The organism is Cryobacterium sp. 10I1 (genome assembly GCF_035019805.1).
In the GTDB taxonomy this organism is placed as follows: Bacteria; Actinomycetota; Actinomycetes; order Actinomycetales; family Microbacteriaceae; genus Cryobacterium; species Cryobacterium glucosi.
In genome coordinates this window covers 1-13,336 of record NZ_JASJVF010000076.1, presented here as the reverse complement: position 1 = coordinate 13,336, position 13,336 = coordinate 1, and the positions used below count along the sequence as shown (strand labels likewise).

The 13,336-nt window shown below is 64.7% G+C and carries 11 protein-coding genes; 6 read left to right on the top strand and 5 right to left on the bottom strand.

What is annotated here, in order from left to right; translation table 11 throughout:
* Nucleotides 1–81 precede the first annotated feature (81 nt).
* The 3 genes from araA to QN345_RS08915 form a co-directional block, all read right to left on the bottom strand.
* The gene (araA, locus tag QN345_RS08925) at nt 82–1,602 is read right to left on the bottom strand and encodes an L-arabinose isomerase (RefSeq protein ID WP_322136628.1); all 1,521 of its coding nucleotides are present in this window, start codon (nt 1,600–1,602) and stop codon (nt 82–84) included.
* Nucleotides 1,599–3,239 (bottom strand): xylulokinase, encoded by a 1,641-nt coding sequence (locus QN345_RS08920; RefSeq protein ID WP_322189257.1) that lies wholly within the window; start codon nt 3,237–3,239, stop codon nt 1,599–1,601. Before QN345_RS08920 ends, araA begins: the two co-directional genes overlap by 4 nt.
* An 83-nt stretch (nt 3,240–3,322) precedes the next feature.
* On the bottom strand, nt 3,323–4,354 hold the full coding sequence (locus tag QN345_RS08915; protein ID WP_323508582.1) for a LacI family DNA-binding transcriptional regulator: 1,032 nt from the start codon (nt 4,352–4,354) through the stop codon (nt 3,323–3,325).
* Between the two features lie 135 nt (nt 4,355–4,489).
* On the opposite strand from QN345_RS08915, the gene QN345_RS08910 reads away from it, so the two are divergent.
* Entirely contained in the window at nt 4,490–5,335 is an 846-nt protein-coding gene (locus QN345_RS08910) for a sugar phosphate isomerase/epimerase (protein WP_322136624.1), read from the top strand.
* Here QN345_RS08910 and QN345_RS08905 read toward each other — a convergent pair.
* Complete coding sequence (locus QN345_RS08905; RefSeq protein WP_322136623.1) at nt 5,308–6,192, bottom strand: AraC family transcriptional regulator; 885 nt, start codon at nt 6,190–6,192, stop codon at nt 5,308–5,310. The genes QN345_RS08910 and QN345_RS08905 overlap by 28 nt on opposite strands.
* A 165-nt stretch (nt 6,193–6,357) precedes the next feature.
* Between QN345_RS08905 and QN345_RS08900 the strand changes: the two genes are divergently transcribed.
* From QN345_RS08900 to QN345_RS08880, 5 genes are all read left to right on the top strand, one after another.
* Nucleotides 6,358–7,458 (top strand): glycoside hydrolase family 88/105 protein, encoded by a 1,101-nt coding sequence (locus tag QN345_RS08900; RefSeq protein WP_322140601.1) that lies wholly within the window; start codon nt 6,358–6,360, stop codon nt 7,456–7,458.
* 33 nt (nt 7,459–7,491) lie between these two features.
* Nucleotides 7,492–8,304, top strand: coding sequence for a gluconate 5-dehydrogenase (locus QN345_RS08895; protein WP_322189259.1), 813 nt, complete (start codon nt 7,492–7,494; stop codon nt 8,302–8,304).
* Between the two features lie 57 nt (nt 8,305–8,361).
* On the top strand, nt 8,362–9,000 hold the full coding sequence (locus tag QN345_RS08890; RefSeq protein WP_323508581.1) for an RpiB/LacA/LacB family sugar-phosphate isomerase: 639 nt from the start codon (nt 8,362–8,364) through the stop codon (nt 8,998–9,000).
* A gap of 72 nt (nt 9,001–9,072) precedes the next feature.
* Nucleotides 9,073–10,407 carry an MFS transporter gene (locus QN345_RS08885; protein WP_323504847.1) on the top strand — a complete coding sequence of 445 codons (1,335 nt, stop codon included), beginning with the start codon at nt 9,073–9,075 and terminating at the stop codon, nt 10,405–10,407.
* A 151-nt stretch (nt 10,408–10,558) separates the two neighbouring features.
* Nucleotides 10,559–11,737: an MFS transporter gene (locus QN345_RS08880; RefSeq protein ID WP_322136617.1), complete on the top strand. Its 1,179-nt coding sequence runs from the start codon at nt 10,559–10,561 to the stop codon at nt 11,735–11,737.
* 180 nt (nt 11,738–11,917) lie between these two features.
* Here QN345_RS08880 and QN345_RS08875 read toward each other — a convergent pair.
* Nucleotides 11,918–13,336, bottom strand: a 1,419-nt coding sequence (locus QN345_RS08875; protein ID WP_323508580.1) for an HNH endonuclease signature motif containing protein, incomplete at its 5' end; no start/stop codon positions are given.

The window sequence follows — 13,336 nt, the reverse complement described above, 5'->3', positions numbered from 1 at the left end:
GAGCGCCTGGCCGAACGCGGCCAGGCGATCCGATCCTGGGCTCAGAGGCTCAGAGGCTCAGAGGCTCAGAGACTCAGAGACTCAGAGGCCCTGGGCCAGCCGGTAGTACGCCTGGTTCCAGCGGATCCCGTGTTCGAAGCTCCGGAGGTCTGTCGTCGCATCGATGACGAGAAGCTCCGTCTTCGCGATGTCGGCGAAGTCGGTGAACGCTTCGAGGCCGACCGCGGTCGACATCACGGTGTGGTGCGCCGCACCAGCGGTGAGCCACGCGGCCGCCGAGACCGCGAAGGACGGTTCCGGCTTCCAGACGGCGCGGCCGACCGGCAGCTTCGGCAGGGGAGCGGTGGGCTCGACCACCTCGACGACGTTGGCGACGAGGCGGAACCTGTCGCGCATGTCACTCATCGCAACCACGACGGCGGGTCCAGGATCTGCCGTGAATACGAGGCGCACGGGGTCTTCCCGGCCGCCGATGCCGAGCGGGTGGATCTCGAGCGTCGGCTTCGCGGTTGTCAGGCTCGGGCTGACCTCGAGCATGTGGGCACCCAGGATGACTTCCGCTCCGGGGGTCAGGTCGTAGGTGTAGTCCTCCATCAGGGAGGCGCCGCCGGGGAGCCCGGAGCCCATGACGTTGGCGGCGTGCACGAGGATTGCCGTCTTCCAGTCGCCTTCGGCGCCGAAGCCGTAGCCGTCGGCCATCAGGCGCTGCACGGCGAGTCCGGGGAGCTGGCGGAGGGCTCCGAGGTCTTCGAAGCTCGTGGTGAACGCGCCGAATCCGCCCGCTTCCAGGAAGGACCGGAGGCCGATTTCGATCGCGGCACCGTAGCGCAGCGACTCGTGACGCTCGGCGCCCGCCCGTAGCTCAGGAGCGACGTCATAGAGTTCCTCGTACTCGGCGACGAGGGCGTCGATCTGGTCCTCCGTGGCCTGGGCGACGGCCTCCGCGAGTTCGTTGACGCCCCACGTGTTGACCTGCACGCCGAACCGCAGCTCTGCCTCGGTCTTGTCACCCTCGGTGACCGCGACGTAACGCATGTTGTCGCCGAACCGGGCGAGCTTGAGGCTCTTGGTCGCAGCCCAGCCGGCGGCGGCACGGGTCCAGGTGCCGATCTGCGCGGTGACAGCGGGGCTCGTGGCGTGGCCGACGACCGTCTTCCTGGCGACGCCGAGGCGAGTCTGGATGTAACCGAACTCCCGGTCGCCGTGCGCGGCCTGGTTCAGGTTCATGAAGTCCATGTCGATGTCCGCCCACGGCAGTTCGACGTTCGCCTGGGTGTGGAAGTGCAGCAGGGGCTTCTGGAGGGCGTCGAGCCCGGAGATCCACATCTTCGCGGGAGAGAACGTGTGCATCCATGCGATCAAGCCGATCACGTTGTCGGCGGCATTCGCCTCGAGGATCGCGCGCTTGATCGACTCCGAATCCTTCAGCACCGGCTTCCACACGATCGTGATCGGAATGTCGGATGCTGCCGCGAGCGTGTCCGAAATGGCGCGCGACTGCTCCGCCACCTGTCGAAGGGTCTCCTCGCCGTAGAGGTTCTGGCTGCCGGTGAGGAACCAGACCTCGTAGGAGGTCAGGTCGGGAGTGATGCGGTTGCTCATAGGGTGATTTCCTTCAGTGAGAGTGCGTCAACGGCGGTACGTTCGACGGCGAGGCCGGCGGAATAGCGTGCAAGGTAGGTGGTGAATCCGGCGACGTCTGTCGGATCCGGCTGGGTAGTGTCGAACGCGGTGTTCGCGAAGACCTGTTCGTCGAGGTAGTCGTCGAGGCTCTGGCCGTGCTCGGCGGCCCGCAGGTAGGACGCCAGCACCGCGATGCCCCAGGCGCCGCCTTCCGAGGCCGTTTCGGTCACGGTGACGGGGGTGCCGAGCGCCCCGGCGAGGAATCGCTGCGCGACCCCTGCGGTGCGGAACATGCCGCCGTGGGCGAACATCTCCTCGATCACGACGCCCTCGTCGGCAAGGACGCGCATCCCGAGGCTGAGCGTGCCGAAAACGCCGTAGAGCTGGGCCCGCATGAAGTTCGCGAGCGTCAGCCGGCTGTCCGGCGTGCGCACGACGAGGGGTCTGCCCTCGCTGAGGCCGGCGATCGGCTCGCCCGCCAGGTGATTGTAGGCCAACAGCCCACCGGCGTCCGCCTCGCCCTCGAGTGCTTCGCGGAACAGCGCGTCGAACACGACATCGCTGGCGAGCGGCTGGCCGGCGACCGCGGCGAACCGGGCGAAGAGGCCGACCCAGGTCGCGAGTTCGCTCGCACCGTTGTTGCAGTGGACCATCGCGACGGGGTCCCCGGCGGGAGTCGTGACAACGTCGAGCTCGTGGTGCACATTCTCGAGCGGTCGTTCGAGCACGACCATGGCGAAGATACTCGTGCCCGCACTGACATTGCCCGAGCGGGGGGCGACAGATCGGGTCGCGACCATTCCCGTTCCGGCGTCACCCTCGGGCGGGCAGAGGGCCGCGCCGGGCTTGAGCGTGCCGGTCGGGTCGAGAAGCCGGGCACCCTGTTCGGTCAGGGCCCCTGCGGGCTGACCCGCCACAAGCACCTCCGGCAACAGGTCGACGATGCCTGATCCGGGCGTGCCGGCCGCGGAGAGCCCGTCGTATCGCGCCACCAGCTCGGCATCGTAGGTCTTCGTGAGCGCGTCGATCGGGAACATGCCCGATGCGTCGCCGACTCCCAGGACTTTCCGACCCGTGAGCCGCCAGTGCACATAACCGGCAAGGGTGGTGAGAAAGGCGATCTCGGGGACGTGCGGTTCGTCGTCGAGGACCGCCTGACGGAGATGTGCAATGGACCAGCGCAGCGGGATGTTCACGCCGAACAGGTCGGTGAGTTCCGCGGCAGCAGGGCCGGTCGTCGTGTTCCGCCAGGTTCTGAAGGGCGCGAGGAGGTCGCCGGCCGCATCGAACGCGAGGTATCCGTGCATCATGGCCGAGACGCCGATCGCCGCGAAGCCGTCCGGGCGTAAGCCGTAGCGTGATTCGGCATTGTCGATGAGGTCGGCGTAGGCCGCCTGCAAGCCAGACCACACGTTCTCGAGCGAATAGGTCCAGACCTGTCCGACGAACTCGTTGTCCCACTCGTGACTGCCGACCGCGATCACCTGGGACGGGTCGTCGCCGATCAGGCACGCCTTGATCCGGGTCGACCCCAGTTCGATCCCGAGCGAGAGGCGCCCCGCACGGAGGTCGTCTCGTGCGGAATCGCCGGGGGAAACGGTACTCGATGTCGACACAAGACTCCTTTGACTTACGCATGTGATCGATCACATTGGCGATCATATGCAGTCTACGACATCGGCATCCCGTATGTCGACCGTCAGCATTCGGGTCGCGGCCGCTCCGGCGGGGCTCCGGTGGACGCCCGCTCGATGAGCTCAGGGTCGACGGCAGGACGCACGTCAGCTTCTCCGAGGAGAAGGGCCACGGCGCGCCGTCCGGCTTCGGCCAGGTCCTGCCGAACGGTCGTCAGCGCGGGCTGGTAGTACGCGGCCTCGGGAACGTCATCGAAGCCGACGATGCTGAGATCCCCCGGCACGGTCATCCCCAGGGAGACCGCGGCGCTCAGGGCGCCGAGCGCCATCTGGTCGTTACCGGAGAAAATGGCCGTCACGCCCTGTTCGATCAGCGCACGGGCGGCACGATGACCTGACGCGGCGCTCCAGTCGCCGATCTCTACGAATCGCGGATCCAGCTGGCGCGATCGAAGCTCCTCCTGGAAACCGGTCAGGCGCTGTTGCGCGTCGAGCCATTCTGGCGGGCCGGCGATGTGGCCCACGCGCTGATGGCCGAGATCCATGAGATGCGAGGTGGCCAGCCGGGCCCCCCGGATCTGGTCCAGCATCCCGCCATGCAGCCCGCTCCCCGCTGCCGTCTGCAGCGTCACATATGGCACCGGGATCGTCAGGCCTTCGAGAGCGACGAGCACCTGGGTCTGCGGGGCCACCACGATCAGCCCCTCGGCAGAGAGGTCGGCCAGATGGCTGAGTGCGTCATCCACTGATCTTCGGTCGAGTCCGTCCGCGTTCGCGATCGTCACGCTGTAGCCGCGACTGCGTGCTGCTGCCCCGATGGCGGCGACGATGGTCGCGGGGCCGTACTCTCCACTCGAGGTCGACAGTATTCCGATCAGGCGCGATCGACTCGAGGACAACGCGCGGGCGGCCGCGTTCGGCCGGTAGTTCAGCTCCCGAATGGCATCGAGCACCTTCTGTCGCGTGGCTGCGCGAAGGCTGGGGTGATCATTCAGGACACGGGAGACCGTCTGGTGGGACACTCCAGCGACCCTGGCCACATCGAACACACTGGCGGCACGAGGTCTGGCATCCTCGTTGTCTCGATCTGCGCCCATGGTCTGATTATCGCCGTGCGTGGGGGTTGCGCTGGTCACGGGGCCGCCATTCTCCGCCCGGATGACCAGGTCAGGGCTCGCCCAGGCAGAGGTGTACAGTTCGGCGAGTTGGCCACAGCGGTGAAAGGTACGGATATGACGATCAATTTCGGCGCTCGCGGACACGACGTGACGTGGGCGTCAACTCCCGAGGCGCTGGCGCGTGGCCTGGCGGGATACGGGGTGCACAACGTGCAACTGGCCCTGGGCCGGTCCTTCCCCGAACTGAATGGCGCACGCGCTGTCAACCCCGGCCTGGGCGCTTACTTCCGCCGCGTGATGGCCGCCCAGGGCGTGGATATCGCCGTGCTGGGCTGCTACGACAACATCATTCATCCGGATGCCGATCGCAGGGAGGCGATCCTGCGGAAGTTCGAGGCCTATCTGCTCAACGCTCGGCATTTTGGTGCCCCGATGGTGGCGACCGAGACGGGGAGCGTCAATGCGGAGGGTTTTGCCTATACCCGGGCAAACTTCACGGATGAGGCGTACCGGGAGGCCGCAGCGGTGATTCGGCGGCTCGCGGAATTCGGCGAACGCGTGGGGACCATCGTCGCCATTGAGCCGGGCATTAACCACCCGATCTATAACCTCGATCGGGTCGAGCAACTCCTCGACGACGTCGACTCACCCTTCCTCGGCATCGTGTTCGACGCCACGGCGTTGCTCGACCCGAACGAGCCCGTCGATCTTGCGGCATTGACGAGCGACGCCTTTGAACGGTTCGGGGGACGCATCGTCGCGGCCCACCTCGACGACTACCGCCTCTCGGACGGTCGCGTCGTCCGCTGCGACATCGACGACGGGGTCCTCCCGGTCGCCCAGATTCTGGCCACGATCAGCGCGCACGCTCCCTGTCTCGCCGTCATCATGGAGGAAACCGTCAACGACGCGATTGCCAGGACCGTGGATCGCTACACGGAATCGGGATTCTCGAAGTGAATGCCTTCGGGGTTGCGACTCCGGCGGATGAATTCCTTGCTCGTCATGCCGAACTCATCCTTGAAGCAGCGGAGGAAGTGCGTGTACGACGAGAACCCGGCGATCCGATAGACGTCCAGGGCGTTCCCGTGCGTGCTCAGGAGGTCTTTGCTGTGCAGCAGTCGCTTCTTGAGCGTGTACTGGTGGAAATTGAGTCCGGTGTTCGTCTTGAACTGGCGTGACAGGTAGTACTTACTGATGAAGAACCTGCCCGCGACGGCATCGAGTGACAGATCCTCGTCCAGGTTGTCGGCGACGTAGCCCATGACCGCCGAGATGAGGGCCGACACGGGAAGGTCGTGGGGAACGACGGCGTTCTCGGAGCCGAAGACCGCCTTGTTGAGGTCGATCAGGAACTCGATCAGCCGGTTCTCTCGGACGAGGTCCGCGCCGAAGCCCTCCTGATCGGGCTCGTCCAGGTGAGAAATCTGTTCGCGCAACCAGTCGGCATCCACACTGATGACCTGGCTGGTCGGGGTGCCGTCCTTGGCGAACAGGAGGTTGAGGTTGGTGCTGTCTGAGGAACGGCTCGTGAGGAACTCCTCGCGAATGTGGATGTACGCACGTTCGTAGTACTCGCTGGACTGCCTGACGATGTTGTGCAGGTCGTTCCTCCGCACGAAGGTCACGGTTCCCGGTTCCGTGGAGTACTCGGTTCCGCCGAGCCGGAAGACACCCGTGCCGCGCAGTACGCAATTGATCTCGTGGAAGTCGTGATAGTGCAGGTTTGCGTGCTCACGGACGGCATTGTCGACGTGGTACAGCTCGAAATGCCCGGAGACCATCGTGTTCACGATCACTGCGCGGCGAGGCTCCATCGGCGCCTCCTCTCCGAGAGCTCAGGCGACAGTCTGGCACGCAGCCTCCGCTGCAAGAAACGGCAGTTTTTGAGCAACGGTCGACACCACGGGGCCTATATCGACGGATTCCGGGGTTGTAACGTTTCAAATACAAGGAATCAAAGAAGATTGTGAAGAGAAACCATGCATCTAGACACTGCCGTCAGCAGAGAGCAGATCGTTCAAAAGATCGATGCCATGATCTCCAACCTGACCACAATCAGGGACGAGTCAGGTAAGTTTTTACTCCATTTCAGTGATGTCGTCGTCGACGACAAGAGCTGGAATGTCTGGAATTGGCCCCAGGGTGTCGGTCTCTACGGGATCTACAAGAACTACCGGATCACCGGAAATTCCCTGGCAGCGGATGTCGTCCGCGAGTGGTTCGATACCGCGCTCGCCGCGGGCGCTCCGCCGAAAAACGTCAACACGATGGCACCGCTGCTCGCCATGGCCTGCCTGTATGAGGACACCAAGGACAGCAGGTACATCCCGTACCTCAACCAGTGGGCGCAATGGGCCATGCACGACATGCCGCGCACTCACGGTGGTGGCATGCAGCACATGACCTATGCCGGGCCGAACTCTCAGCAGCTCTGGGACGACACCTTGATGATGACGGTGCTGCCCCTCGCGAAGATCGGTCGCCTCCTGGATCGGCCGGAATACATCGAGGAAGCCAAGTACCAGTTCCTCATCCATGCCCAGTACCTCTTGGACAAGAAGACGGGCCTCTGGTTCCACGGCTGGTCGTTCGAGCGCCGTGACAACTACGCAGACGCGCTCTGGGCACGTGGCAACTGCTGGATCACCATCGCCATTCCGGAACTCATCGGCACCCTGGGACTCAAGCCCGGAGACCCGATCCGGGACTGGTTGCTCGAAATTCTGAACAGCCAGGTCTCCGCACTCGCGGAGCTGCAGGACGAGTCCGGCATGTGGCACACGCTGCTCGATGACCCGACCTCCTACCTCGAGTCGTCCGCGACCGCCGGTATCGCATACGGGCTGCTCAAAGCGGTACATGAGCGCTACATCGACAAGAGCTATGCGGCCGTGGCGGAGAAGGCCGTCGCCGCACTGTACGACCGGATCACCGACGAGGGCGAAGTCCAGAACGTCTCGGTCGGAACCGGAATGGGTGACGACCTGGACTTCTACAAGAACATCGACCAGACGGCGATGCCGTACGGCCAATCGCTCACGGTGCTGTGCTTCGCCGAATATCTCGTCTCCTTCTGCTGAGACGACCATGCCTTCCACGAAAAGAGTAAGAAAATGACCGAAAAGTTTGACATGGAGAGCTTCTCCCTGAGCGGCAAAGTCGCCCTGATCACCGGCGCCAGCTACGGCATCGGACTGGCAATCGCCTCGGCGTATGCGGTGGCGGGCGCCCGGATCGTCTTCAACGATCGCGACCAGGCGGCCGTCGACCGGGGACTCGCCGCCTACAAGGAAGCCGGGATCGAGGCTCACGGATATGTCGCGGACGTCACTGACGAAGACGCGATCGTTGCGATGGTCAAGCAGATCGAGGACGAGGTCGGCACCATCGACATCCTCGTCAACAACGCCGGCATCATCAAGCGCGTCCCGATGCTCGAGATGAGCGTCGCCGACTTCCGTCAGGTGATCGACGTCGACCTCAACGGGCCGTTCATCGTCGCCAAGGCCGTGCTGCCGGGAATGATCAAGAACGGCCACGGAAAGATCATCAACATGTGCTCGATGATGTCGGAACTCGGGCGCGAAACCGTGTCGGCTTACGCCGCAGCCAAGGGTGGCCTGAAGATGCTCACCCGCAACATCTGCTCCGAATTCGCCGAGGCCAACATCCAGTGCAACGCCATCGGCCCTGGCTACATCGCAACGCCGCAGACGGCCCCGCTCCGTGAACTCCAGGACGATGGCTCCCGGCATCCCTTCGACCAGTTCATCATCGCGAGGACCCCGGCCGCGCGCTGGGGGACCCCCAGGGACCTGATGGGGCCGGCAGTGTTCCTGGCCTCCGACGCGAGCGACTTCGTCAACGGCCTGGTCCTCTATGTCGACGGCGGCATCCTCGCCTACATCGGGAAAACCCCTCAGTAACGCGGGACTGCCCGCACCACATCGTGAGCACCATCAATGAAAAAGGTCGAAGAACCAATGAAGATTGCTTTGATAAACGAGAACTCCCAGGCTTCCAAGAACGCCATCATCTACAAGGCGCTCAAGGATGTGGCCGACGAGAAAGGCCACGAGTCCTTTAACTACGGGATGACCGGGAAAGAGGGCGAGAGCCGGCTGACCTACGTTCAGAACGGTCTCCTCGCCTCGATCCTGTTGGGCACGAAGGCCGTGGACTTTGTCGTCACCGGCTGCGGCACCGGCGTGGGGGCCATGCTCGCCTGCAACAGCTTCCCCGGCGTGGTCTGCGGCATCGCCATCGAACCGACGGATGCCTACCTCTTTTCCCAGATCAACGGAGGCAACGCGCTCTCCATCCCTTATGCGAAGGGCTTCGGCTGGGGGGCCGAGCTCAACCTCACGCTCATCTTCGAGCGCCTGTTCGCCGAGCCGATGGGTGGCGGGTACCCCAAGGAACGGGTGGTCCCTGAGCAGCGCAATGCACGCATCCTCAACGAGGTGAAGGCGGTCGTGTACAAGCCCCTCATCCAGGTGCTCAAGGAAATCGATCAGGACTTCCTGAAGGAAACCATCGCCACCGAGAACTTCACGGAGTATTTCATCGCAAACGCCGAACCGGGGGAGGTGCGCGACTACATCCTCGCGCCACTCGCCTGACCGGCGAACTGCACTCTGCACCACGAACGATCACACTAGAACCACTTATCAAGGAAGATCAAGGGTTTCGTCATGAGCGAAAACACGGCAACGTCACAGAGGACGCCGTCGAACGACAAACAGGTTTCATCCCGCAATCTCAAGCGCGCCGCCTTCAGTGGGTGGATCGGAAGCGCACTGGAGTACTACGACTTCACGTTGTACTCCCAAGCAGCAGCACTCGTGTTCCCGACGGTGTTCTTCCCCACCGCGAGCCCGGCCGTCGCCATCGTCGCCTCGCTGGCGACGTACGGCGTCGGCTATGTCGCGCGGCCCATCGGCGCCATTGTCCTGGGCAACCTGGCCGACCGCCACGGGCGGAAGCATGTCCTCGTCATCGCCATGATGATGATGGGCCTGGCCACGCTCCTCGTGGGCGTTCTGCCGACGTACTCCCAGGTCGGCATTCTCGCGCCGATCCTGCTGGTGGTGCTCCGGCTCGTCCAGGGCTTCGCCGTCGCCGGGGAGCTGGGCGCCTCCAACGCCCTCATCGTCGAGCACTCGCCCGATGCCAAGCGGGGCTTCTTCGCAAGCTTCAGCCTGCAGGGGTCCCAGATCGGCAGCATCCTCGCCCTCGCCTTCATGCTTCCGCTGGCATCCGCGCTCCCCGCCGAGGCCTTCCAGAGCTGGGGATGGCGGATTCCGTTCCTGCTCAGCGCGGTCGTCATCCTCGCCGGCTACTTGATTCGCCGCAACATCGAAGAGCCGCCCGCCTACCTGAAGCAGTCCCAGGTCAAGGAGTTCAAGACCCCGGCGATCGAACTGTTCCGTCGCTACCCGCGCATGCTCCTCATCTGCGTCATCAGCACGCTCGCCAACGTGATCGGCACCGCGACCCTGGTCTTCGGTGTCACCTACGGCAAGCAGGAGAGTTACGGAGTCGGCTTCACGACGAGTGAGTTCCTGTGGATCATCCTCATCATCAACACGGTCTCTGCCCTGACGATCCCGCTGTTCGGGAAGCTCTCCGACGTCTTCGGCAGGAAGGCGCTCATGATCACCGGCGCCCTCGGCGGCGGCCTCACCTCGATCCCGTTCCTCTTCGCGGTGCAGGAAAAGAACTTCGCCATGGTGCTCATCCTCGGCGTGCTCGCCATGTCGATTTTCTTCCAGATGTGGAACGCCACATTCGCCACGGCCTACCAGGAGCAGTTCCCCACCCGGCTGCGCGTCACCGGCTTCGCCGTCTCGCAGAACGTCGGCCTGATGCTTGCCGCGTTCGCGCCGGCGATCTTCACCCTGATGGCTCCTCCCGGAACGAGCAACATCCCGATCGTGATCGGCATCACCACACTCGTGGTCACCGTGATCGCGGCGGGTGCCACCCTGTTCCTCTGCAACGGATCCGGCGAGAGCCTGGCCGAGTAACGGGCACGACAAAGCCCCCTGCCTCCCGCATTTGACCGGGAGGCAGGGGGCTTTGTCGTGCGCTGCACCCGGGGCTCGCCGCACGACGAGGGAAACAGTGCCACTTTGCTGCGCTGCGTCCACACGCGCAGGTTCCTGGCGTCGAGCGACCATGACCATCCAAGAGAACGCGGAGATTGTCTCTGCCGCAGAGCCCACCCCCGCCGTCTTTGGTTCAGAAGCCCGACTCAATACGAAGGAGAAGGTCGCCTACGGATTCGGCGACCTGGGCAGCGGGTTCATGTTCGACCTGGGTCAGGCCTACCTGACCAAGTTCTGGATCGACACCGCGGGCATCGGCCCGGCGGTCGTCGCCCTGATCTTCGTGCTCGTGAAACTCTTCGACGCCGTCATGGACCCGCTCGCCGCGATCTTCATCGACAGCCGCAAGATCGGCAAGCGCGGCAAGTTCCGCCCGGTGATGATGGTCAGCGCGATCCTCCTCGCGGTCATGACCGTCGTCACCTTCACCATGGTCTCATTCGTGCTCTGCTACCGGGGCACCAAGGAGAATGTCGTCATCAACCGGGCAGCGAGCTCGGGGAAGAACGGCATCAAGGATTACGCCAGGGCAGTTCTCACCAATCGCCCGCTGCTCGGCCTCGTGCTGATGTCCCTCTTCACGATCTCGTCGATGAACGTCAACAACATGATGATGATCTTCTTCGCCCAGTACAACCTCGGGAACCTCGCACTCCAGGCCGTACTGAACCTCGTCATGATCGGTGCCTCCATCGTCGGCATCATGTTCATCCCGAGGCTCGTCATGCGCTTCGGCAAGAAGCGCACCGTGATGGGCAGCTTCATCATCGCGATCGTCGCCAACGGGCTGGACTTCATCATCCCGACCAACCTGTGGACGTTCATGATCCTCGTCACCATCGGCTCCGCCGCACTGGCCATCCCGAACGGCATCACCTGGGCGTTCGTCTCCGACACGATCGACTACGGCGAATGGCACACCGGGGTGCGCAAGGAGGGCGTGACCTCTGCCGCCTTCAGCTTCTCTCGCAAGCTCGCCCAGTCCCGCGCCGCGGTGGTCGGTGCCGGCATGCTCGCCGTCACCGGATATGTGGCCAAGGCCACCAGCCAGTCGGGCGAGACGCTCGAAGGTATCAAGGCGGTCATGACGCTGTATCCGGCCCTCGCACTGGTCATCGCCGCCATCATCATCTACTTCATCTACACCGTGTCCGACGATAAGTACCGCAGGATCGCCAACGACCTCGACGAACGCCGCTGGGAACACGGCATCATCGGTGAGAGCACGAGCTCAACCAGTGCCAAGTAGCGCAGTACCCAGTAGCGCGGTACTAAGTCGCGAGCGTCAAGCGGCGCAGTACCAAGTAGCGAGCGTCTAGCGGCGCAGTACCAAGTCGGGCTGTACCCAGCATCACCGTACCCAGCATCACCGCACCCAGGGGCGTCCGCAGGCACCAGCCCGCTGGCGCCTCTTCGGCTGCGCTGCTGACTAGAACGGGCTTGGGTTGTCGGGGTTGTCGGGGTCGTTGGGTTCGGGGTCGAGGGTCCAGACATCCACGAACGGAACCCGCGGTTTCGGTGCGGGTTTGGGTTTCCGGGGTGGCCTCATGTCGGCGGAGGGTTCCACGATGTAGCGGTACCCGGCCGGGGACGTCCACTCGATCCGACCATCGCCCAGGTGTCTCGGTGTCCATCTTTTGTAGCTCTTGACCGCGTGGTGATACGGGCAGAGGTGGGCGAGGTTCATCGCGTTGGTTTCGCCGCCGTGCTGCCACTCGACGCTGTGGTCCACGTCGGAGCGTTTCGCCGAGCGGCGGCAGCCGGGGAAGGTGCAGGTTTCATCGCGCACCTCGAGCCACTTCTTGAGCGCGGCGGGGACCTTGTAGGTGTCCCGTCCCATCGAGAGCACGACCCCGGTCTCCGGGTGGGTGAGCAGCCGGGTGAAGCTCGGCGCCCCCGCCGCGAGACGCCGTGCCGTGTCGGGGTCGATGGGTCCGTACCCGGCCGGATACCCGGGTTCCTCGCTCGTGCCCAGCAGGGTCAGGACCGGGACGGTGACGTTGACCTGCGCGGCCACCCCGGCACCCAGTCCGTCCGGGGTGACCCCGCTGAGCAGCACGTCGGTGAGCACGTCTGCAGCCAGCTGGGTCAGGGTGCGGGTTTCCTCCGGGCCCTGCAGGCAGAGCGCCGTGTCGAGGGTGCGGTGGTAGGCGGCCTGCACCTTCTCCGCGTCCCCGGTCACATACAACGACGCCATCCCGTCGTTGAGGGCCTGGAAGACCACGTGCCGGTCTTCGACGCTCTTCTGGTGCCTCGCGGTGATGGTTTCCGGGTGGGTGCGTTCCCGCACCCGCCGGGCCCGGTCGGACAGCTTCGCCACGGTGAGGACTTCCGCGACGGGCACCAGGACGTCTTCGAACACGGCGCGGGCCCGGGCGGCCGCTTCCGGGTCGTCTCCCATGCGGATGCCCCAGGCCTGGTCCATGATCACTTGAGCGTGCCGGTAACTGATCGCCCCGATGGCGAGGGCGTCCCGGGTTGCGGGGAGGTCTTCGGCGAGGGTGCGGCTGGCTTCGATCAGGGTCTCCGCCGTGCGCCGCGGCAGCCGGAGCAGGGCCCCGACCTCGCAGGTGAACTCCTCCTTGGTGGCCTCCTCCGGCGACCACGGCGGGCGCGGCCCGCCGGCCTGCTCGGCGGCCTCCGCCCGGGCCCGGCCCGCATCGGCCAGCACCCGTTGCGCGGTATAGATCGCGGCGGCCCGGCGAGCGGTGGCCCGGTTGATTTCCCGGTCTGCTTCCCGGATCGCGTCATAGAAATCGGCGAGGGACGGCTCCACCAGGCCGAGGTGCTGGGCGTTGAGGCTGCTGTCGGGAGGGACATCAGGAGGGATGGCGGGAGGGTTCTCGGG

What these genes read in the sequence shown, in the direction of transcription:
- araA (WP_322136628.1), bottom strand. Translation starts at nt 1,602, where the DNA reads ATGAGCAACCGCATCACTCCCGACCTGACCTCCTACGAGGTCTGGTTC.
- QN345_RS08915 (WP_323508582.1), bottom strand. Translation starts at nt 4,354, where the DNA reads ATGGGCGCAGATCGAGACAACGAGGATGCCAGACCTCGTGCCGCCAGT.
- QN345_RS08910 (WP_322136624.1), top strand. Translation starts at nt 4,490, where the DNA reads ATGACGATCAATTTCGGCGCTCGCGGACACGACGTGACGTGGGCGTCA.
- QN345_RS08905 (WP_322136623.1), bottom strand. Translation starts at nt 6,192, where the DNA reads ATGGAGCCTCGCCGCGCAGTGATCGTGAACACGATGGTCTCCGGGCAT.
- QN345_RS08900 (WP_322140601.1), top strand. Translation starts at nt 6,358, where the DNA reads ATGCATCTAGACACTGCCGTCAGCAGAGAGCAGATCGTTCAAAAGATC.
- QN345_RS08895 (WP_322189259.1), top strand. Translation starts at nt 7,492, where the DNA reads ATGACCGAAAAGTTTGACATGGAGAGCTTCTCCCTGAGCGGCAAAGTC.
- QN345_RS08890 (WP_323508581.1), top strand. Translation starts at nt 8,362, where the DNA reads ATGAAGATTGCTTTGATAAACGAGAACTCCCAGGCTTCCAAGAACGCC.
- QN345_RS08885 (WP_323504847.1), top strand. Translation starts at nt 9,073, where the DNA reads ATGAGCGAAAACACGGCAACGTCACAGAGGACGCCGTCGAACGACAAA.
- QN345_RS08880 (WP_322136617.1), top strand. Translation starts at nt 10,559, where the DNA reads ATGACCATCCAAGAGAACGCGGAGATTGTCTCTGCCGCAGAGCCCACC.